Raw genomic sequence first — 19,629 nt, forward strand, 5'->3', positions numbered from 1 at the left:
ATGGAGGCGTATTCAGCAGGCCCACTTCTGGAATTAAACAAGGCGGTGCCTTCCTTTGAGGATAGCGGCTTGCCGCCAGTGCCCTTCAGCATGAAGCTGATGCCCGGTGAATGTATGATTGTGGAAGCGCGAGACCCAAGCCGCGCCACCATGTTTGCAGATTTGTGCAGCGGTATGGTGGAGCTGGAAAGTGGGCAGGTCAGCTTTATGGGGCTGGATTGGGCAAACCTGAAAGATCGGGAACTGAACGCACTGCGCGGGCGTATCGGACGCATTACACGCCGGGCCAGTTGGGCGGAGTTTATGCCCACGCATCTGGGTATTATTTTGCAGCAGTTGCACCATACCACCCGCACTTTGGATGATCTGGTGGCAGAGGCTGTGCGACGTTCAGAAAGTTTTGGCTTGCCGGGTGTGCCTACAATTAGCCCATCCTTGCTTTCTGATACGGATCTTACGCGCGTTTCATGCGTGCGGGCTTTTATGGGGCAGCCGCATTTGCTGCTTTTGGAAGACCCGCTGGAGGGTGGCCCGCCCGAACTGTACAACTCTTTCCTATCTTCGATAACAGAAGCGCGGGATAGAGGGGCAGGCGTAATCTGGCTGGTGCGCAGCAATGCCGTTTGGCAAAGTTACCGGCAGGGTATTACCTCCACATGGCGTCTTGCTGATGATGGCCTAGTAGCAGTACGGATGGCATAATGTTCCAGCTCCGCTTAAGACAGAAAGTGAAACCTCTTATTTCTCTGCGTTATGCAGATGAATGGGTTGGATTTCTTGTTCTTCTCAGCCTTGTTATTTTTGCAGGCGCGGTGATTGAAGCCGGTGTGCTGCGAGATTGGTTAACCCCGCCAGCGCGCTTGCGCGTGGTGCTGCCAGCTTCTGGCGTGGGTGGCCTTACGGTTGGGGGCGATGTGCAACTTATGGGTGCACATGCAGGCACCATCCGTTCCATTAAGCTCAACCCGTCTGGCAGCATGTATGCGCTGGTGGATCTGGACCCACAGGCCAAGCCATTTATCCGGCGCGATAGTTCGGCCATTATTCGCAAACAGTTAATTGTAACAGGTGCCGCTTATCTGGATCTCAGCCGCGGGCATGGGGAGCCAATGGATTGGAGCTACGCAGTTGTAAGCGCAACGCCAGCGCCTAACCCGGCAGACCAGATTACCGCTACGCTCAACAGCATTCAGGCCGAAATCATGCCCGCACTGGCAAGTGCACGGCACATGATGGCACAGCTTGATGGCACCATTAGTGATATGCACGCAGGCAAGGGCACAGTTGGCCAGTTGATGACGAATGATCAACTGATCAAACAGGCAGAAGCCACTATTGTTTCGCTCAATGGGGTGATTGACCGCCTGAAGCCGATTGAAAACCAGATTTCTGGCATCATGAACAAAACCGATGCCACAGTGGCAAACCTGAAAGGGGCCTCGCACGATTTAAAGGGCGCAACACCGCATCTGCCGGGTATTGCGGCTAATCTGGATGCCAGCACCGCAGATCTGCCAGCATTGCTGGCGCAGGCGCAAACCACACTTTACGGGCTGGAAAAACTAACAGACCAGCTACGGGGTATGTGGCTACTGGGGGGACAAAAAGTGATACGGCATAACCGTCTGTCACCTAAGCAGGTGCGGCCATGAGGTATTTTTCTCCCGCTGCGGCTGTGTTGTGTTTACCTCTTTTGTTGGCCGGGTGTGGCGGTGCAGCGCAGGATAAACCCACCGCGCAGGATGATGCCGCATGGGATCAGGCCATGACAGCCGGGCGAGATTCCTTTGAGCTGGGGCGTTATACTGTGGCCGTTACGCAGTATCGCAAAGCCGCAGATATGGCTTTGCTGCGGGATGATGTTAGCGCGATAACAGAGGCTGGGTATGATCTGGCAGTAGCGCAACTGGCAGCAAACACGCCGGATAAAGCTTTGCAAACCGCACAGGCCACACGGCAGGCCGCTGGTGTGCGTGGGCAAACGCAGTTGTACTCGCTTGATCTGGTAGAAGCCGCTGCACATTACAGGCTGGGCCATTACAGTTCTGCCATATCATCTGCCACACAGGCCATGCAGTCATCCGATAGTGCGTTGGCGGGCAGGGCTGCCTTGGTGCTGGGGCTTGCTGCGGATGCGCAATCTGATAGCGCGAATCTGCAAAAAGCTGCGGCTTATCTTGCAAGCCTTAAAAAGCCGCTTTCTGCCACACAGCAGGCAGATCAGGCGGAAATTCAGGCCCGTGTGTTACGCCAATCCGCACCACAGCAGGCAGAAGCCTTAGCTGTGCAGGCGGCTGATCTGCGGCGTAATGATGGATCTTACCGTGATATGGCACGGGCACTTGCACTTGCCGCACGTATTGCTTCTGCTCAGGGGGATCAGCAAAAAGCCCATGCGTTGTGGGAACGTGCAGCGCAAAGCGCGGCAGCGCAGTCTAGCGGCTTGAACCGGATGGATGTGCAAACACTGGCGCATGGTTCCATCACCAAAGGCAATTACGTGCCGCCAGAGGATGATGCCGCAGCCTGGGCGCGAGATGCCGGAGGTGTTTCCCTGCGTCCGTTTGAAGAAAAAGACGCACAGTAAAACGTGTAAGGCGTAAACGGCTGGGGTAATGCAGCGAAATCTGATTATTGCACGCTGTGGTGCTCGCTCCCTGCACCCAGAATGGCTGAAAGGGGCCGTGCCGGAATGGGATCTGGTTTTATGCCCGTTTCAGCCAGTGGATATGCAAGGTCTTCCCGGCCAGATAGTGCCGGGCCATAAGTGGGATGGTCTGTATCGTTTTTTAACAGAGTGGGATGGCTGGAAGCAGTACGATTATATCTGTTTACCGGATGATGATCTGTTGGCTACGGCAGAAACGTGGAACTATTTTTTTGCTGCGTGCAGGCAGTATAAAGCCAAATTGGCGGCTCCGGCACTTACGCCTGGTTCTTTTTGTAGCCATCTTTCTACTTTGCAGAATCAAAATTTTGTGGCGCGCGCCTCTACGTTTGCAGAAATTATGGCACCATGCATGCAGCGCGATTTTTTGCATCAGGCACTGCCCACTTTCCGCTTTTCACGCGCAGGCACAGGCTTCGGGCTGGATCTGCTTTGGCCCATGATGCTGGGTTGGCGCGATATATGGGTTATGGATGCCAGCCCAGTAGAACATACACGCCCAGTAGGGCAGCAGAGATCTTCCGCATTGGGCGAAATCAGCCAGTATGATTTTCGCTTTATTGCAGGTTTGGGCGTGGTAGGGGCTACGTGGTCTTATGGTGGTTACACGCAGCAAGGCACGTATCTGGATTATCAGGACAGCCGCTTTGCAGACCTTTATCGGCAGGGCTACGCTTATGTGCAGCAAAAGTATCCGCAATACTGGCCAGAAGTATGTGCGTTTCAGTCTTGTGCGCCCCCGCAAGCCAGTGCGCAGGTGCTTGATAGGCTGGAACAGGCTCTGTTTCATTTAAACAAGGATACCGGGCACGTTCTTTCCCGCCATCGGCCCGCCATGTTGTCCACCGTATCACAATGGTCATGGTCTCATGATGCTGCGCGCGAAGCCTCTGGTGGGAATGATGGGCTGATAAACGGCGGATACGGTTTTCATACAGATTTTGAAGATGATCCGTGGTGGCAGGTTGATCTGGAGCAGATGTGCAGTGTGCAGGACGTTGTGCTGTACAATCGGCTAGATCAAAAAGAATGCTGTGTGCAGTTGAATATTCTTGTCTCTCATAACGGCACAGATTGGCATACGGTTTTTACCAAAAGGGATGATACGCATTTTGGCGGCGCGGATTCTGCACCCTTGCGTGTGGTTTTGCCCAAACCCGTTATGGCGTGTTTTGTGCGTGTGCAAGCCCTTGGGCACACAGTGCTGCATCTGGATCAGGTAGAAGTGATAGGCACGCCCAGCAGCATGAGGGCGCAAAACGGTTTTTTTGAAAAGATTATCTACAAAACCGCACGTTTTCTAAACGCAATCCGCTCTTCATAAAAACTTAGCGTTTTTATCTATTTTTGGCGGGATTTTGCAGGGGTTCCATGCAGAATTGTTGAGGCACGCTAACGCTGTGCCGTGTATCACCGCAACAGAGGGCGCATCCCCATACCGGGCCGGTGCGTGGAGCGGTGATTATGAAAAGACTATTGCGCAATTACAGGAAGAAAAGCCAGATAGATAAGGAAATTCGCCATACACCGTTAGAGGATGTGGGTGGGTCTTCTGCAGCGCAGAAAAAGAAGGAAAGCAGGCGTTTTTCTTTAAGCACGCGTGAAGCCGCTAAGCGTTTTAGAGCGCATGCGCTGGTGGAAGAAAAAGGCCACCACGATGTTGTGCGTGTGGGGCTGAAGGATAGCGTATGGACAGATTTGTACCATCACGCCCTTACAGCAAGCTGGCCTGCTTTTACGGCTGTGGCTGTGTTTTCTTACCTGCTTATCAATTTTATATTTGCGTTGCTGTATATGGTGGCACCAAACCAGATTACGAGCGACGGCCAGCATACTCTGCTTTCACTGTTCTTTTTCAGTGTGCAAACACTTTCCACCGTGGGTTACGGGGGCATGACACCTGTTGGCATTTACGCCAATGCCATTGTCTCGTTGGAAGTGTTTATCGGCATGATGTTAACAGCCGTGGCAACCGGCTTGCTCTTTGCCCGTTTTGCCCGGCCACGTGCTCGCATCATGTTCAGTAATACTGCTGTTGTCAGTAGTGAAAGTGGTATTCCCGCGCTGTGTATTCGTATTGCCAATTTGCGTGTCAGCGTCATTCTTTCTGTGGATGTAGAAGTAGCACTTTCCCGCTTGGTTATGGGGGAAAATGGACATCTGGTGCGCAAGTTTGACCAGCTATTACTTGTGCAATCTCATGTGCCCGTGCTGCGGTTTGCCTTTGTAATGGCGCATGTGATCGGGCCGGATAGCCCCTTACACGGTAAAACAATGGCGGAACTGGAAGCCGAGGAAGCCGAAATTATTGTAACAGTTACCGGCACGGATGAGGCCTTGGGCCAAACAGTGTTTGCCAGAACAGCTTACAGGTTTGACCGTGTGCGCAATAACCATCGGTTTGTAGATATTGTGGTCTCTCGCCCAGATGGCCGCATTGCGGTGGATTACACGCGCTTCCATGATGTGGAGCAGCACTAAAGGGGGTTAGGCTGCCAGTCGCTCCGGGGCGTCAACAAGGTGAAAGCGCTGGGTGATATCCATAAATGCGGCATGGGCTGTAAACTCATGCCGCAACACCTCCAGCGCCCCTATGGCCCGCACAAGGTCTATTTGTTGGGATAGGTTTCGTTCAACCATAGCCGCTGGCAAAAGGGCCTGCATGGCGTGGGCAGAAGCAAGGGCCGGGGCTTGTGTGTAGCCTTTGATGTGGCTGATTGTTTCCAGCACATGTGCAATTTGCTGACCCTGATCGGCAGATAAAAGCTTGTGAGACAGCACATTGTGCAGGCGTAAAATAAGCAAACCAGTTGCCATCGCACTCATGGCGCCTGTTAGGTAGGCTTCCACCAGGGCATTCGGGTGGGTGCCAGCGTGGCGGATAATCTGCGCAAGCCTGTCCCCCGAACGTGCTATCCATTGGGCAGAGGTAAATGTCAGGCGGCCTTTGGCCATCAGGCGTAAATCACGCACCATTTTGCGGCGCAGCCTCCAGCGTTCTGCGGCCGCATCAAATGGCAGCACAAGCCGAAAAACCCATATTCCCAACCCAATACCCAGAACAACGGCAGGAGTGGTGTTAAACCATGTCAGCTCATCCATGCGGTTATGGTTGGCTGGCCCCACCATAAAAGGCAGGAAGTTATTATAGGCCGCTGCTGTGCCTGCAATGCTGCCGGGGGCGCGCAAGGCCAGCCCACCGACCAACATGGGGAAAAAGAGTGATGCCAGCAGCGTTTCTATCCCAGACTGCTGCGGCAACACCACAAAACAAAGAATAAAGGAAATAACAGCCGCCCATACCGCGCCACGGAAAAAGCCGCTGGCCGCATGTACCGGATCTTCAAAAGAAGAAAAGCGCGTGCTGGTAACAGCCACAAACATGGCAAGGGTAGAGCCATCGGGCCATGCCGTAACTTCCCATAACAAACCACCCGCGCAAATGGCTGCGGCAGACCGGATGCCGTTATTGGTGGCTAGAAGCACATCTTTTGCAGGATGACGGTCAAACCGGAAGTGATCAGACTTGCTGGGGATTTGGGTGGCAATAAAGTGCTCCAGAACAAGGTCCAGTTCCATCAACAATTTGGCCAAGGCAGATTCCAGAATACGCCCTTCAAGCAAATCACGCCGTTGCTGTTGGGTGGTGGGGGCATCTTGCTGTTGTAGAAGCTGGAACCGCACCAGCCGGTCTATGCCACGTTGTTGGCTGCGGGTGCGATAAAGCCGGATTTGGGCGCGTGCCCGTGTTGCCGCCGTTATGGTGGCATCTTGTTGCAGTTCTGCCGGTAATACCGTGAGAAGCGTGCAGATATCATCAATAGCGTGCTGAAAATCTGGTGGTACAGGGGAGGCTGCTTGCATGTGAATATGCAGTGTCATCCCGCGGGCCAAAAAGGCGGAAACAGCGTTCAGGCTGGCGCGTGCGTGGTCTCCCGCATGGTTGTGAGGGCCCATTTCAATTTCACTGAACTCTGTCTGATCTGCCAGAGATGGAATGCTGCCCAGCAAAGCGCGGGAGCGTAGTAGCCCATCGGGCTGGTTGCGCAGCAGCCCTTGCACGCCAGAGCACGCCCCCTGCAAGGCTCCTAGCAAGCGCTCTCGCATTTCCTGCTGGGCTACGTGCTCAAGGCGTGGGGCAAACAAGGCAGCCAGCAGGCTTTCGCATACAATACCCAGCGTAATGTAGGTGGTGCGGGAAAGCGCGATCATGAACACATTGTCAGGCTGGTTGGCGGCGCTCAGCACAATAATGGTGGTAGTGAAGGACACAAGAACCAGCGCGTAAGACCGAAAATTGCGCAGAAATGTTGCAATGGCACAGCAACCACCAGCCCATATGGCCAGAAAGGGAAAAACAAGCCACGGCTCCAGCGGAAAAGCAGCCAAAAATGCAATACCAGCTACAGCGCCAATACAAGTGCCAATCAACCGCCATTTGGCTTTGGAAACACTTTGCCCGCGAGAGTTCTGCGCCACAATCCATGTGGTCATGGCGGCCCATTGGGGGCTGTCCATTTCCATCCACAATGCCAAGCTAAGAGCAATAAATGCCGCTACGGTGGTGCGCAGGGCAAAGCCTAGATCAGCCGGGGCTGGGGCAATAAGCCATGATAGCGGGAAGGAAGACCCGCTGTGTATTCTGGCATGCAGGCCGCGATACCATTGTAATGGAAATGAAAATGAAACCACGCAGCCAGACGCCCCAGATTGAAGATATTGTTATAACAACTTCTTGAGCATCTGACAAAAAAAGAGCCGGAACAAAAGCCCGGCTCTTTAACAGCTTGATTATAGGTGCGTTTACACAGCGCGGTAGGGCTTGGAAGCATCCAAAAATACAGCGTTGGCATCCAACTCGTGCGAGACCACAATCAGGTAGGCAATGGCGCGTGTAAGCTCGATGCGGGTAGAAATGTTGGGCTCCATTGCTTCCATGCGGCGCAGGGCAGATGTTGCAACCCTTGCTGCATGTGCCGTGTGGCCATATTTGCCGGTAAAGCCGCTCATACGCTTCATAACAATTTCAATGGCGCGTTTGGCTGCTGGTGGAATCTGGTTGCGTTTAAGCAGCGTGCGCAAACGGATAATATTGAGCCCGATAGTCATGGCAGCCAGCGTGCCCTGCAAGCAGCCTTCAATGGTGGGGGAAGGCGTGGGGCCTGCATGGCGGATCAGGCGGGCAAACCGGTCAATATTGCGGCCAATCCAGTCTCGCGTTTCAGGCATGGGCTCGGCAGATGCCAGTGTGCGCAAATCATGCAGCATAGTGCGGCGCATGCGCCAGCGTTCTGCATTATTGTTAAAGGGCAGCACGGCCCGGAAAATCAGCACGGCAAAAAACACGCCCAACAACACGGCTGCGGTGGAGTTAAACCACGCCACTTCGTTCTGGCGGCCTTGGTTGAGCGGGTGCACAAAGTTTGGCAGCAACAGCGTATAAGCGGCAGAATGCAGAGCTGTGCCCGCGTTACGGGCTGCCAAGCCGCCTGCAATCATGGGCAAGGCCAGCGTGCCCACCAGCATTTCGTAATCTGCCTGTGTCGGCAGTACAAGAAACACCAGAAAGAATGAGACAATAGCCGCCCATATGCCACCGATCATGAATTGTGATGAGGCAACAACCGGGTTTTCTCGCGTGGCAAACAGCCCGCAAACAATGGCCACAAAGGTAATAAAGCCCAAACCTGCCGGCCACGCTGTACATTCCCACACCAGCCCGGCAGCCGTAATGGCCACCATGGCACGCACACCATTATAAATGGCCTCGCGCTTATCTACGTGGGCTTGCAAACGGAAGTGGAAGTGATCCCCACGGATAAAGTGCTGGCTGGCATCATATTCCCGGATGGCCTGTTCCAGTTCACCCAGCAGTTCATCCAGCGCGTTGTGCAGAATGCGGCCATCCAACAGGGCGGGAATGTCCGTATCATTTGCGGGGTTGTCATCAAACGCCGTGTCAATTTCCTGCGAAAGCGCATCGACCACACGCTGATGGCATTCAGCGCGCAGCAATTGCAGATCATGCAACAGTTCCTGCACGCTTTCATCAGAATCAAGCCGGTTGGGAACGGTGGTCAGAAACTCGCTCACATGGGCTGCTGTCTCACGGAAAGCGGGCTGATCTGTCTGCACATATTGCAGGCGCACAGCCATACCCAGACCGCGTGAAAGCAGCACAGAAACGGCTGCCAGTGCAGCGCGTGCATGGTCACCTTCATGCCCGTGCGGGCCCATTTCCACTTCGGAGAATTCGATCTGGTCATTAATCGAAATCAACGGGCCAAACATGGCGCGCGAACGCACCAGTGCTTCCTCATCCCCCGCCAAGAGGCTGGAAACAGAGGTAGATACGTTGGAAAGTGCCGTACGCAGTTTATCACGCATATTGCGGCGGGCTGTTTCAGCCAGATTATGGGCAAACAGACCAGCCAACGTGCCCTCACACACAATGCCCAGCACAATATAAGATGCGCGGGACATGGCCGTCATAAACACGTTTTCTGGGTGCGGAATGGCGCCAATGGCAATAATGGCTGTGGTGTAACCGGCCAGCACCAGTGCGTAGGAACGGAAGTTACGCACCAATGTGGCCATGGTGCAGCATGTGCCAACCCAAATAGACAGAATGGGGAAGAACAGCCATGCATTCTGGTTAAAGGCCGAAATAAGGGTAATGGACATCACCACCCCTATGGCCGTGCCCACCAGACGCCATCTGGCTTTGGAAAGACTTTCCCCGCGAGAGCCCTGCGCCACAATCCATACGGTCATGGCCGCCCATTGCGGGTCATCTAGTTCCATCCACAGCGCAATCACCAACGCAAGCAGGGCTGCGGCAGTGGTGCGCACGGCAAAACCGATGGCGGCAGGTGTAGGAGAGATCAACCAGGCAAGAGGCAACTTCCCGCGTTCACCCGGCCGGTGCAGGGGGCGGAAATTGCGCAGGGGGCCGATCCGGTCAAGGATAAACATAGGGAGACTGGGCACGGCGACTATTTTATCCTGACAACGAAAAACAGGGAGGAACGCCGCACAGGGTAGCCTGATTCCCTGCTTTTTCCTTGTGGGTTCAGACGCATATCAGCTATCAGTCTTCCGGCGATGAACGCGCGTGGGATCAGAAATTATTTATAAATCTTGCGCATATAAGCTATCATGTTCCCAGATAGAAAAATACTGTGAATATTATGTTCGCAGTTGCGGTAAGATAAACGAAAGTAGGCGCGATGTCTGATTTCCTTCAAAACATTCTTGGTAAAGTAGAAAGCGCTTTGGGCGTGGATGTGCAGGGGGCATTGCAGCAGCAGTTGCAGTCTTTGCTACAGCCGCAGAATCTGGAGGCGCTGCTTACGCGGGCAGATCAGGCCGGGCTGGGTGATAAAGTGCGTTCATGGGTTAGCCAAGGTGGCAACGTGCCTGCTACTCCAGATGAAATTCAGACCATTCTGGGTAGCGATATAGTGCATAACCTGATCGCAAAAACAGGCTTGCCCGCAGATACGGTGCTGACGGCTTTGGCACATTTTCTGCCTGCCGCAGTGGATAAGCAAACCCCACAGGGCGTGCTGCCAGAAGCCGGAGCAGAAACCAAACAGGCGTAACATTTTCTGCACGCCTGCAATGCGCATGTGTTGAGGGCGTGCATCCTGCGTATGAATCCGGTAGAATTACGCCATGGATTTGGGCGAACGTATTAAACGCATGGATAGCTGGCTGCTGGATGAAGTCTGCCAGCCCTTGGCAGATAAATTGCCAGAACGTCTCACCGCTTTTGAAGTGGGGATGAGCTGCCAGCTCGGCTCTTTGTTGCTGTCTGCTGTTTCCATTATTGCCGTATTTATTGTAACCGGCATGAACGATTTTGGAAACATGATCTTTAACGTGCTGGTATGGGCATTGTGCGTTACATTTTTTATAGGGTTGAGCCGCCTGCGCGTATTGGTGCAGCCAGGCAAGGCCAACCCTTTGCGTTACATGCTGATTAGCGTGCGCATTATCTCTATTCCATTTACATTTTACGTGATTTATCAAGCCATTACATCGCCGGTAACGTTCAGTTCGGCCATGTGGTTTAATGCGTTTTCTAATATTGTTTTTGTAGTTGGGCTGTATTTTATTTCCTGCCAGCCCCGTCCGCCCCAGCGGCGGGCGAAGGAAGAAATCTGGGGCCGTGTTATAGCCCCAGAAGGTAGCGGCCTTTAATGCTTAAAATAATATGAGGAACGCCGATCAGGGATTATCCTGATCGTGCTCTCCTTGCGCAATGCGTGCCTGCACCGCACTGCGCCATGTGGCATCCTGTGGGGCCGCATCCAGCGCCTTGCGGAAAAGTGCGAGTGCTTGCGGTGTAACCTGATGGTTAGTGCGCGTGATGGCTTCTGCCGTGCGGGCGGCCAGTTCGGCATCAAAACCCATATCCAGAGCATGGTTCCACGCATCTGCGGCTTCTGCATAATGCTCGCGGGAGGCTTCAACCTGCCCAAGAAGCAGATAGCCTTGGCGTAGCGCAGGGTCACCCGGTGGTAGGGTAGCCAATGTCTGCTTCAGGCGGGCAACCAGCATATCATTTTTTGTGTCCTGCATATGCTCGGCCGCAAGGCGTGGGCCAAGTGGCTGGGCAGGCAGGGAAGGCACGCCATTTGTCAGATACAGGCCCACCGCCAGCACAGGTGCAAGGCCAAGGCCAATCCAACCTGCTGTGGCGGCACGAGAGTTATCGGCGGAGGATGGTGCTTTATCTGCCGCCAGAATGCGACGCTGAATTTCCAGCCGTGCAATTTCGTGCTCAGTTGGGGCAATCAGCCCTATTGTCAGGTCACGGTCCACTTCCGCCAATTGAGCTTCGTGTAGGGCAAGAGCGGCGCTGCGTTCATCCCGCACGGTGCGGGTGCGTTTCCATAATGTGGCGCAGGCGGGGGCTAGAGCCAGCAGGCTGAGCAGGGCAATGGAAAGCCAGATCATGGGGCGTTATCCTTATCCTTTGTCAGCTGGGCCAGCCGGGCTTTTTCTTCTTCTGTGAGTGGTGGTGGAGAGGGCGGAGCAGCCGCGCGGCGGCGATAAAAGATAAGGGCCGATACAAGCCCTAGCAGCAGCGCCAGAACTGGCATGCACCACAACAGCAAGGTGCTGAATGAAAACGCAGGTTTCAGGCGGATAAAGTTGCCATAGCGGTTTACCATCCAGTCCATAATCTGCTGGTTGTTTTCACCCTTGGCAACGTGTTCACGCACCACACGGCGCAGGTCTCGCGCCAAGCCAGCACTACTGTCCTCGATAGATTCGTTTTGGCAAACAAGGCAGCGCAGTTGGGAGCCAATGGCTTCAGCCCGTGCTTCATCCTGGGGGTTGGGCAGCATTTCCATGGGGTCATCCACCGCCAGCACCAGAGCAGGCGCCGCAATAAGGGAGAACCCAACGCAGGAGGCAGCCAGAAAACGGCACATGTTCATGGCGTTTTCAACTTTTCAACCAAAGGCAGAAGTGTCTGACTCAGAATGTCATCCGTAAGGGGGGCTGCGGTGTGCCAGCGGATAACACCGCCGGGGCCGATTAGGAATGTTTCTGGCACGCCAGAAATACCCCATTCGATACCCACCCGGCCTTCATGGTCACTCCCAAGGCGGGAGAACGGGTTGCCGGAATGCTTAAGAAAGTTTTCCGCATTTTCTGGCCTGTCCTTGTAGGCAATGCCCCACATGGTCAGCTTGTCTTTCAGTGTCATCAGGGTTGGCATTTCCGCAAGGCAGGGAATGCACCACGACGCAAAAAAGTTCACCAGCACAGGTTGTGTCAGGTTGCGTAAGTCCTGCGTGTTAAAGCCCTGCATGGGGGGCTGATCTGGCAGCGTGAAATCTGGCACGGGCCGGTTAAGCACTGGCGCGTTGATATCATGCGGGTTGAAGGAGCCATGCTCCATACCGGAAAGCATTTTCCAAAACGCAACGCCAACTACGCCAGCCCCTGCCAATGGCAAAGCCATAAGCAGCCGACGGCGGGAAGCATTGGGGGGTGTTTCTGAATTGCTCATGATGCTGCACTCATTTCGGCAGAAGATTTGGCACGCTGCGGCGCACCCACACGCACACGCCGGTCAGATAGGGAAAGCGCGCCACCAAAAGCCATAACCAGCGCACCCAGCCACATCCAAGGAGCTAACGGATTATAGTGTAAGCGCAGTACGTAGGTTGGGTTGCTATCCGGCCCATGTTTGTCACCCAGTACACCGTACAGATCTGCCAGCAGGTTGGTATGGATGGCAACATCGGTTGTGGTCTGGTTTTGCGTATTAAAGCTGCGTTTGGAAGGGTGCATAACGGTTATAAGGTGCCCGTTGCGCCGCACTTCTAACGTGCCCACCATGGCGGTATAGTTTGGCCCCGGTTCCTGCTTTACGTTTGTAAGTGTCCAGTCATACCCAGCCAGATGTTCTGTAGTGCCAATGGGCACTTCCACAATTTTATGCTGGGCCTGAGACATGGCGGAAAGCCCAAGCACCGTAATGCCCACGCCAATATGTGCAATGGCGGTGCCAATAATGGCGCGGGGCAACATACGTGCACGCTGAATGCTTGTGGCAAGCGGCGCACGGAACAAGCGCACGCGTTCTACTACATCCGTGATGGTGGATGTAATAATCCAGATAGAAGCTGCGGCGCACAGAATTGGCAGAACGCCAGAAAGGCGAAAGGCTGCAACGGCGCAAGCAATGGCGGTGATAACAGCAGCAATCCATAGCTTTTGCAAAATGGGCCAAAGCTGCGCACGCTTCCACGGCAGCATGGGGCCAAACCCCATGAAGATGAAAAGCGGCAGAGCCAGCGGAATGGTGGTGGCATCAAAAAACGGTTTGCCCACAGAAATGGTGCGGTCAAACAGCAGGGACATAAACGGCGGATACATTGTGCCCGTTAGCACCACGGCGCAGAGCGAACACAGCAAAATGTTGTTCAGCACCAAAGCCCCTTCGCGCGAGACTGGGGCAAACAGCCCGCCGGAGGTAAGCGAAGGCGCGCGATAAGCAAATAGCGCCAGAGAGCCACCAATCACCACAGCCAGCAGGCCCAGAATAAACACCCCGCGTGCAGGGTCATTCGCAAAGGCATGCACAGAGTTCAGGATGCCCGAACGCACAAGGAATGTGCCGGAAAGCGAGAACGAGAACGTGCCAATAGCCAGCAGTACTGTCCAGATTTTAAGGGCTTCGCGCTTTTCCACCACAATGGCGGAATGAATAAGGGCGGTGCCTGTTAGCCACGGAATGAGCGAGGCATTTTCCACCGGATCCCAAAACCAGTAACCACCCCAACCCAGCACGTAATAAGACCACCAAGATCCCATTGCGATTCCGCAGGTTAGGAAGCACCATGCGGCCACGGCCCACGGGCGCACCCAACGGCCCCATGCGGCATCTACCCGGCCTTCTAGCAAAGCGGCAATGGCAAAAGCAAACGGCACGGCAAAGCCGACATAACCCGTGTAGAGAATAGGTGGGTGGAAAGCCAGACCGGGGTCTTGCAGCAGGGGGTTCATGCCCTGCCCATCCATAGGCGCAGGCCAGATACGGGCAAATGGATCAGACGTGGTAAGGCAGAACAGTTCAAACCCGGTGGCCACCAGCCCCAGCACGCCAATAACGCGGGCGCGCAGGGCAGAAGGCAGGTTGCGCCCAAAAGCGGCAACAGCCGCGCCGCATAAGCCCAGAATAAGCGCCCATAAAAGAATGGAGCCTTCGTGGTTTCCCCACACGCCGGTAATTTTATACAGCAGCGGTTTGGAAACCGCGCTGTTGGCCGCAATGTTCTGGACAGAAAAATCATCCGTAACAGCGGCGTAAACCAGGCAGAGAAAAGAGGTTAGCAGTGCAATAAGCTGGCCAATGGCAAGGCCGGGGGCCAATGCCATCAGCCGCACATCGCGGCGGCGTGCACCCATAAGGGGGAGAATACCTTGTATGGCAGCAAGCACGCAGGCCAGCGCAAGGGCGTAGTGTCCGAGTTCGGGGCTCAGCATGTCAGGGGGTAGGCTCCCGCTTTTTCAGGTCTGTATTTAGTTGGTGGCAGGCTGGGTGGCGGTGTTTTTGCGGGCATCCTGCACCGTCATTTTGTTCCAGCTATCCGCACTGGGGGGCGGGCCAAAACGTGGGTCCCACTTCCCGGCCTTTTTCAGGGCCTCGGCCACTTCCTTGGGCATGTAGGTTTCATCATGCTTGGCCAGCACTTCGGTAGCGGTAAAATCGTGCGAAGGCTGCACGGTGCCAATGGCGACAACGCTCTGCCCTTCACGGAACAGGTCTGGCAAAATGCCCTCGTAATGCACGGTAACAGCGGCCTGACCATCTGTGACGTTAAACGTGGCCACAGGTGTTTCACCCTTGCGTTCACGGTGCACAGAGCCAGCAACCACCATACCGCCCAGCTTAACGGTTCTATCCGCAGGTGGGGGAGAAGCCATAACCTGTGAAGGTGTGACAAAAAACACGATATCGGAAGAAAAAGCCCGCAGGATCAAAGCTGCGGCGGTGCCAAGGCACGCCACGCAGGCAATGACAAGCCAAAGGCGACGGGTTTTGCGGGTCATGATTGTGGGGCGGCTCCTGCCTTGCGGGGGGCTTTTTGTTCAAGGGTGGCCAGCCGGATGCGGTCGCGCTTCAGGCGCAGGGCAGCACCAATAGAAAACACAAGCGCCATAATGGCAAACAGGCCGTAGCTGGCGGCAATATAAGGCAGATGGGTCATGCAGCGTTGCCTCTGCGGCGGGGGGAGGACAGCAGGGCGCGAATGCGGCTTTCCATTACGGCGGCGCGGGTGCGGGCCACAACAATGGCGGCAAACCCAAGCCCCATACCCAAGGCAGACAAAGCCAAAGGCCACAGCATGGAGGAAGACATGGTGGGCGCACCCGTAAGGGTAATGCTGTCTGGCTGATGCAGGGTATTCCACCACTGCACACTAAACTTGATAATGGGCAAATCCACCGCACCAGCAAGGGCCAAAATAGCGGCAGCTTTGTACCCTCGCTGCGGATCATCAAATGCCCGAATAAGGGCAATATGGCCCAGATACAGGAAAAACAGCACTAAAACGGAGGTCAACCGTGCATCCCACACCCACCACGTCCCCCACATGGGTTTACCCCAAAGGGAACCCGTAGCAAGGCAAAGCGCGGTGATAGATGCCCCAACAGGCCCAATTTCCACCGCTGCCAAGTCAGCCAGCGGGTGCCGCCATACAAGTGAAAGCAGGCCGCATATGGCCAGCCCAGCATACCCGGCGGAAGCCAGCATGGCGGCAGGCACATGCACATACATAATGCGCACGGAATCGCCCTGCTGCCAGTCTGCGGGGGAGAAAAACAACCCCCAGCCCAACCCCGTAAGGGTAAGAATAATGGCAGGCCACGTTAGCCACGGCTGTAGGCGTGCCCCCAGCTTAAGAAACTGGCCGGGATTGGCATACCGATGGAAAAAATTGCCGGTACGCGCGACAAAGGTCGGAGAGGCGCTCAAAAGTCAGTCCGTTCCATCTGTATCTGGTTCAATCCTGTGGTCTTCCTCTTTCACCGCCATTGTGGAAGTGGGAAAAGGACTACCTGTGTCCCCTTTTACAACATTCCGTGCCTCTTGACACGATGCAGTTGTTCATGGGCGTCTTGCCCGCACAACACAACGGAGGAAATTATGCTGTTTGCCATTACCTGTACGGATCGTCCCGGCGCGCTGGAATTGCGCAAGGCCACACGTGCGCAGCATCTGGCATTTTTGGAAGCCCATAAAGACGGTATCCTTTTTGCAGGCCCGCAACTGGATGCCAATAGCGCCCCCTGTGGCAGCCTTGTTCTGCTGGAAGCCCCAGATCGCGCCACGGCAGAAGGTTTTGCTGCGGCAGACCCATACGCAAAGGTTAATCTGTTTGAAAGCGTGATTATTCGCCCGTTGCGGACTGTGTTCCGTGATGGCCAGATGGCAGAATAATCATGGCCTACTGGCTGGTGAAAAGTGAGCCGGATGCTTTTAGCTGGGATGAGCAGGTGGCTAATGGCGTAGAGCCATGGACAGGTGTGCGCAACCACCAGGCTAAAAAGAACCTTGCGGCCATGAAGGCGGGAGACCGCGCTTTTTTCTACCATTCCAACGTGCAGCGCGCCATTGTTGGCGTGGTGGAAGTGGTGCGTGAAGGTTATCCAGACCCAACGGCAGAAACAGACAAATGGGTATGTGTGGATGTGAAAGCCATAGCCCCCATGCCTACCCCTGTAACACTGGCGCAGATTAAGGCCGAACCTACGCTGGAAGATTTGGCTTTGGTGCGGCAGTCTCGCTTATCTGTCTGCCCTGTATCGGCAGCACACTGGCAGATTTTGTGTGAGATGGGAGGGTGGCAAGAGCCTGCCTGAAACACAGCCCGTGTTCACGATATTTTGTAGTGCTGGGCAAATTACACACAAACAAAAAAGGCCGCTCCATAAAGGGCGGCCTTTTTTGCAAGCAATGCAGAGTAAAAATTAGCTCTGTGTTGCCAGTGTCCATGCCTGAGCGGAACGGTTGCCAGAACGGCAATAGGCAAAAATTGGGCCAGGCAGGGTGTTGATGGCTTCCTGCGTTTCAATCACGGCATCGGAAGAAGGTGTGAGCGGTGCAGAAACGGGAATGGCAATAAAGGAAAGGCCCGCTTTGCGTGCAGCTTCACCAATGGTTTCAGCAGATGGCTGGCCAGCTTCTTCACCGTCTGGGCGGTTACAAATAATGGTTTTGAACCCTGCACCATGAATAAGCGGAATATCATCCACTGTAATCTGGGGGGAAACGGCAAAATCGGGGGAAACAGAATGATACTGCATGGGAATAGGTATCCTGAAAGCTAAAAAGAACTGCCGTACAATGCGGCTTTTGGGGCTGAATGCAAGATCAAAGCAGCCAGACCCAAAAGCGGGTATGCCCGGATATTTGTTTAGCGGTGAATGAAGTACATGTCTGAGTACAGGTTTTTTAATGCAGCATGGTCTGCCAGGCAGTGGCGCACCAACACAGCACGCAGGCTGATAGCAGCCTGCTGTACGGCTGGATCTGTGCTGTTTGGGTGCAGGTCTGGGTAATGCCGCATGCAGGCTTTTAGGGTTGGATTGTTCATATCCACGCCAGAGCGGATCTTTTCTTTCAGCTCGTTATAGTAGTCGGAAACCTCTTTATCAGAATCCCACAATGGCACGGAGGTATCCACCTTGCCGTTGTGCATAAAGTAAGCCACCGTAAAAAAGCCTGTTTCAGGCGCAGCCGTGCCAGATTGAACTGTCATGCGGCAAGAGCGTTGTGAATAAGGCGGAAAGCTTACATCCGGCATGGCGGAAGAAGCCTGTACCTGTATGGCGGGTGCAGGCGTATTGGGGTTGGGAGAGGCATCTTCTACATCTGCACCACCGGCTTCATGTGCCTTTTCCCATGCTTTTGCCACCAGAATGTGGAAACGGTCAGACTGGCACAGATCTGGTGCAGTGCGCGCTTCAGCCAGCCGGGTTTCATATGTCTGCTGCTGTTGGGTGGCGCAGGCAGCGGTTGCAACAAGGGCAGCCAGCGGCGCCAGCCGCAGAAAGCGCCGCACGGAACGCTGGGTGGGTGAAGGATCGGTCATGTCAGGATACTCTGCAATAAGGTGTGCGCCTGGGTGGAGAACGGTATTTCTGCTTTGGAGTGTGTAAGGGCTTTATGCAAGCCTTACAACGGCGCGGGCCGCGTATGCAGGGTGGATAAGGTGCTGGGTGCTGTTTTTCGTGCTCTGTGCCTGTTATGATTACAACGGAATAGAGAAAAATAAGGCGCCAGAGTGCGTCGCTGCTTCGTTCGCAAACGGGCGTGGCATGCAGCAGGCAGGAGAGGCACGGATGAGCACACAAAAAACAGCAGGGAATGCCCTGGCCCCCATGCTTTTGGATGGGCACGAACTGGCAGAACTGGAACAGGCTCTGGCTGATGTGGAATCTGGCCGGGGCGTTCTGGTGCGTTTGGCAGACCTTATGGGCGGCGCCGTGGGGCATGCTGCACGTTTGGGCCTGCGTGGTTTGGGCATGGCCCCCAATATGGAAGAAAAAATGCGCGGGCTGGCAGAAACTGCCATTGCACGTGCGTTTGATGTTGCCATTGTGGGCATGAAAGGCCGCGCAGATAGCCAGATGGCAGAAGCCCGTTGGCGTGGCCCGGCACTGCAAGCCGCTGTAGCTGTTTCTGGTGCAGTTGGTGGGTTTAGCGGCTTGGCCGGTTTGGGCCCGGATATTGGTTTTACAACGCTTACAATCATGCGCGAAATTGCACGCGTTGCGCGGGAAGAAGGGGAAGACCTGTCTGACCCCGATGCCCGCCGTGCATGTTTGGAAGTGTTTGCCCTTAAAGCCTTCCCGAACAGCAGAGCGGGCGAAGAAAGCGAACTGGGCTATTTTTCGGCCCGTGCCGTGTTGCGTGGCCGCCCGGTTGTGATGTTGATTGCTGAAGTGGCCTCGCATTACGGCTTGGCGCTGGGGCAGAAAATTTCTCTCCAGCTTATGCCTGTAGCAGGCGCGCTGTGTGGGGCTTCTTTGAATACGGCGTTCTTCAACCATTACCGTGCGCTTGCCCGTGCACATTTCACCATTCGGCGCTTGGAGCGTGAACACGGGCCGGTTGTGCGTGATACCGCTATGTCTATGCGTGAAGATCTGGCCGAACGTGGGGCGGAAGCCTAAACTGCTTTTTGTCAAAGTAAGAGAGACGCAAAAAAGGCCAGCACCTTTATGGGCTGGCCTTTTTGCTGCTTAGGCGGTTTTTTTCGTGATCTTGCGGGGAGGTTCACCCTCCAGAAACGTAGTGAGAATGGCAAATCCAAGCAGCGTGATGCCAATAACCTTGGCCGCCAAATGGTAATGCGGCGCCCACATACTCACGGCAAAGCACACTACAATACCAATCAGGCAAGACAGGCGCATGTTCATGGCAA

General features: G+C 54.7%; 22 protein-coding genes. 10 read left to right on the forward strand and 12 right to left on the reverse strand.

Going from position 1 to position 19,629, the window contains the following annotated elements; all coding sequences use genetic code 11:
* From WG31_RS04940 to WG31_RS04960, 5 genes are all read left to right on the forward strand, one after another.
* Nucleotides 1-702, forward strand: coding sequence for an ABC transporter ATP-binding protein (locus tag WG31_RS04940; protein ID WP_006116099.1), 702 nt, complete (start codon nt 1-3; stop codon nt 700-702).
* Nucleotides 702-1,652, forward strand: coding sequence for an MlaD family protein (locus tag WG31_RS04945; protein WP_063353834.1), 951 nt, complete (start codon nt 702-704; stop codon nt 1,650-1,652). The genes WG31_RS04940 and WG31_RS04945 overlap by 1 nt, the downstream gene beginning before the upstream one ends.
* A complete protein-coding gene (locus tag WG31_RS04950; RefSeq protein ID WP_063353835.1) occupies nt 1,649-2,587 on the forward strand; it encodes a hypothetical protein in 939 nt (312 codons plus the stop codon). Before WG31_RS04945 ends, WG31_RS04950 begins: the two co-directional genes overlap by 4 nt.
* Before the next feature lie 28 nt (nt 2,588-2,615).
* A complete protein-coding gene (locus WG31_RS04955) occupies nt 2,616-3,992 on the forward strand; it encodes a discoidin domain-containing protein (protein ID WP_063353836.1) in 1,377 nt (458 codons plus the stop codon).
* A gap of 122 nt (nt 3,993-4,114) precedes the next feature.
* Entirely contained in the window at nt 4,115-5,149 is a 1,035-nt protein-coding gene (locus tag WG31_RS04960; protein WP_082823135.1) for an ion channel, read from the forward strand.
* Between the two features lie 6 nt (nt 5,150-5,155).
* Here the strand turns inward: WG31_RS04960 and WG31_RS04965 are convergent, their stop codons facing one another.
* Nucleotides 5,156-7,360 (reverse strand): FUSC family protein, encoded by a 2,205-nt coding sequence (locus WG31_RS04965; protein WP_063353837.1) that lies wholly within the window; start codon nt 7,358-7,360, stop codon nt 5,156-5,158.
* Between the two features lie 111 nt (nt 7,361-7,471).
* Complete coding sequence (locus WG31_RS04970; RefSeq protein WP_006116094.1) at nt 7,472-9,658, reverse strand: FUSC family protein; 2,187 nt, start codon at nt 9,656-9,658, stop codon at nt 7,472-7,474.
* Nucleotides 9,659-9,897: 239 nt separating this feature from the next.
* On the opposite strand from WG31_RS04970, the gene WG31_RS04975 reads away from it, so the two are divergent.
* Both WG31_RS04975 and WG31_RS04980 read left to right on the forward strand, forming a co-directional pair.
* The gene (locus WG31_RS04975; protein ID WP_006116093.1) at nt 9,898-10,272 is read left to right on the forward strand and encodes a YidB family protein; all 375 of its coding nucleotides are present in this window, start codon (nt 9,898-9,900) and stop codon (nt 10,270-10,272) included.
* 73 nt (nt 10,273-10,345) lie between these two features.
* Nucleotides 10,346-10,873 (forward strand): hypothetical protein, encoded by a 528-nt coding sequence (locus WG31_RS04980; RefSeq protein ID WP_063353838.1) that lies wholly within the window; start codon nt 10,346-10,348, stop codon nt 10,871-10,873.
* Between the two features lie 27 nt (nt 10,874-10,900).
* Here the strand turns inward: WG31_RS04980 and ccmI are convergent, their stop codons facing one another.
* Genes ccmI through WG31_RS05010 form a run of 7 tightly spaced genes read right to left on the reverse strand, consistent with a single transcriptional unit; the run spans nt 10,901 to nt 16,175 of the window.
* Nucleotides 10,901-11,632, reverse strand: coding sequence for a c-type cytochrome biogenesis protein CcmI (gene ccmI / locus WG31_RS04985; RefSeq protein ID WP_006116090.1), 732 nt, complete (start codon nt 11,630-11,632; stop codon nt 10,901-10,903).
* On the reverse strand, nt 11,629-12,120 hold the full coding sequence (locus WG31_RS04990; protein ID WP_063353839.1) for a cytochrome c-type biogenesis protein: 492 nt from the start codon (nt 12,118-12,120) through the stop codon (nt 11,629-11,631). Before WG31_RS04990 ends, ccmI begins: the two co-directional genes overlap by 4 nt.
* Nucleotides 12,117-12,698: a DsbE family thiol:disulfide interchange protein gene (locus WG31_RS04995; protein ID WP_063353840.1), complete on the reverse strand. Its 582-nt coding sequence runs from the start codon at nt 12,696-12,698 to the stop codon at nt 12,117-12,119. The genes WG31_RS04990 and WG31_RS04995 overlap by 4 nt, the downstream gene beginning before the upstream one ends.
* Complete coding sequence (locus WG31_RS05000; RefSeq protein ID WP_063353841.1) at nt 12,695-14,680, reverse strand: heme lyase CcmF/NrfE family subunit; 1,986 nt, start codon at nt 14,678-14,680, stop codon at nt 12,695-12,697. The genes WG31_RS04995 and WG31_RS05000 overlap by 4 nt, the downstream gene beginning before the upstream one ends.
* 36 nt (nt 14,681-14,716) lie before the next feature.
* Nucleotides 14,717-15,247 (reverse strand): cytochrome c maturation protein CcmE, encoded by a 531-nt coding sequence (gene ccmE, locus WG31_RS05005; protein WP_006116086.1) that lies wholly within the window; start codon nt 15,245-15,247, stop codon nt 14,717-14,719.
* A complete protein-coding gene (locus WG31_RS15795; RefSeq protein WP_162853386.1) occupies nt 15,244-15,405 on the reverse strand; it encodes a hypothetical protein in 162 nt (53 codons plus the stop codon). Before WG31_RS15795 ends, ccmE begins: the two co-directional genes overlap by 4 nt.
* Nucleotides 15,402-16,175, reverse strand: coding sequence for a heme ABC transporter permease (locus WG31_RS05010; RefSeq protein WP_006116085.1), 774 nt, complete (start codon nt 16,173-16,175; stop codon nt 15,402-15,404). Before WG31_RS05010 ends, WG31_RS15795 begins: the two co-directional genes overlap by 4 nt.
* Nucleotides 16,176-16,346: 171 nt before the next feature.
* Between WG31_RS05010 and WG31_RS05015 the strand changes: the two genes are divergently transcribed.
* The gene (locus WG31_RS05015) at nt 16,347-16,640 is read left to right on the forward strand and encodes a YciI family protein (RefSeq protein ID WP_035351641.1); all 294 of its coding nucleotides are present in this window, start codon (nt 16,347-16,349) and stop codon (nt 16,638-16,640) included.
* Nucleotides 16,641-16,642: 2 nt separating this feature from the next.
* Nucleotides 16,643-17,062, forward strand: a complete 420-nt coding sequence (locus tag WG31_RS05020) for an EVE domain-containing protein (protein WP_063353842.1) — start codon at nt 16,643-16,645, stop codon at nt 17,060-17,062.
* 108 nt (nt 17,063-17,170) lie between these two features.
* Here WG31_RS05020 and WG31_RS05025 read toward each other — a convergent pair whose 3' ends face one another.
* Together WG31_RS05025 and WG31_RS05030 are read right to left on the reverse strand one after the other, a co-directional pair.
* The gene (locus tag WG31_RS05025) at nt 17,171-17,506 is read right to left on the reverse strand and encodes a TIGR01244 family sulfur transferase (protein WP_006116082.1); all 336 of its coding nucleotides are present in this window, start codon (nt 17,504-17,506) and stop codon (nt 17,171-17,173) included.
* Between the two features lie 110 nt (nt 17,507-17,616).
* Nucleotides 17,617-18,294 (reverse strand): hypothetical protein, encoded by a 678-nt coding sequence (locus tag WG31_RS05030; RefSeq protein WP_063353843.1) that lies wholly within the window; start codon nt 18,292-18,294, stop codon nt 17,617-17,619.
* 226 nt (nt 18,295-18,520) lie between these two features.
* Here WG31_RS05030 and WG31_RS05035 point away from each other — a divergent pair, with 226 nt between their 5' ends.
* On the forward strand, nt 18,521-19,378 hold the full coding sequence (locus WG31_RS05035) for an EcsC family protein (protein WP_035351640.1): 858 nt from the start codon (nt 18,521-18,523) through the stop codon (nt 19,376-19,378).
* Between the two features lie 69 nt (nt 19,379-19,447).
* Here WG31_RS05035 and WG31_RS15800 read toward each other — a convergent pair whose 3' ends face one another.
* Entirely contained in the window at nt 19,448-19,624 is a 177-nt protein-coding gene (locus WG31_RS15800; protein ID WP_006116078.1) for a hypothetical protein, read from the reverse strand.
* Nucleotides 19,625-19,629: the final 5 nt, after the last annotated feature.

The organism is Acetobacter oryzifermentans (assembly GCF_001628715.1).
GTDB classification, from domain to species: domain Bacteria; phylum Pseudomonadota; class Alphaproteobacteria; order Acetobacterales; family Acetobacteraceae; genus Acetobacter; species Acetobacter oryzifermentans.

What these genes read in the sequence shown, in the direction of transcription:
- WG31_RS04940 (WP_006116099.1), top strand. Translation starts at nt 1, where the DNA reads ATGGAGGCGTATTCAGCAGGCCCACTTCTGGAATTAAACAAGGCGGTG.
- WG31_RS04945 (WP_063353834.1), top strand. Translation starts at nt 702, where the DNA reads ATGTTCCAGCTCCGCTTAAGACAGAAAGTGAAACCTCTTATTTCTCTG.
- WG31_RS04950 (WP_063353835.1), top strand. Translation starts at nt 1,649, where the DNA reads ATGAGGTATTTTTCTCCCGCTGCGGCTGTGTTGTGTTTACCTCTTTTG.
- WG31_RS04955 (WP_063353836.1), top strand. Translation starts at nt 2,616, where the DNA reads ATGCAGCGAAATCTGATTATTGCACGCTGTGGTGCTCGCTCCCTGCAC.
- WG31_RS04975 (WP_006116093.1), top strand. Translation starts at nt 9,898, where the DNA reads ATGTCTGATTTCCTTCAAAACATTCTTGGTAAAGTAGAAAGCGCTTTG.
- WG31_RS04980 (WP_063353838.1), top strand. Translation starts at nt 10,346, where the DNA reads ATGGATTTGGGCGAACGTATTAAACGCATGGATAGCTGGCTGCTGGAT.
- ccmI (WP_006116090.1), bottom strand. Translation starts at nt 11,632, where the DNA reads ATGATCTGGCTTTCCATTGCCCTGCTCAGCCTGCTGGCTCTAGCCCCC.
- WG31_RS04990 (WP_063353839.1), bottom strand. Translation starts at nt 12,120, where the DNA reads ATGAACATGTGCCGTTTTCTGGCTGCCTCCTGCGTTGGGTTCTCCCTT.
- WG31_RS04995 (WP_063353840.1), bottom strand. Translation starts at nt 12,698, where the DNA reads ATGAGCAATTCAGAAACACCCCCCAATGCTTCCCGCCGTCGGCTGCTT.
- WG31_RS05000 (WP_063353841.1), bottom strand. Translation starts at nt 14,680, where the DNA reads ATGCTGAGCCCCGAACTCGGACACTACGCCCTTGCGCTGGCCTGCGTG.
- ccmE (WP_006116086.1), bottom strand. Translation starts at nt 15,247, where the DNA reads ATGACCCGCAAAACCCGTCGCCTTTGGCTTGTCATTGCCTGCGTGGCG.
- WG31_RS15795 (WP_162853386.1), bottom strand. Translation starts at nt 15,405, where the DNA reads ATGACCCATCTGCCTTATATTGCCGCCAGCTACGGCCTGTTTGCCATT.
- WG31_RS05015 (WP_035351641.1), top strand. Translation starts at nt 16,347, where the DNA reads ATGCTGTTTGCCATTACCTGTACGGATCGTCCCGGCGCGCTGGAATTG.
- WG31_RS05020 (WP_063353842.1), top strand. Translation starts at nt 16,643, where the DNA reads ATGGCCTACTGGCTGGTGAAAAGTGAGCCGGATGCTTTTAGCTGGGAT.
- WG31_RS05025 (WP_006116082.1), bottom strand. Translation starts at nt 17,506, where the DNA reads ATGCAGTATCATTCTGTTTCCCCCGATTTTGCCGTTTCCCCCCAGATT.
- WG31_RS05030 (WP_063353843.1), bottom strand. Translation starts at nt 18,294, where the DNA reads ATGACCGATCCTTCACCCACCCAGCGTTCCGTGCGGCGCTTTCTGCGG.
- WG31_RS05035 (WP_035351640.1), top strand. Translation starts at nt 18,521, where the DNA reads ATGCAGCAGGCAGGAGAGGCACGGATGAGCACACAAAAAACAGCAGGG.
- WG31_RS15800 (WP_006116078.1), bottom strand. Translation starts at nt 19,624, where the DNA reads ATGAACATGCGCCTGTCTTGCCTGATTGGTATTGTAGTGTGCTTTGCC.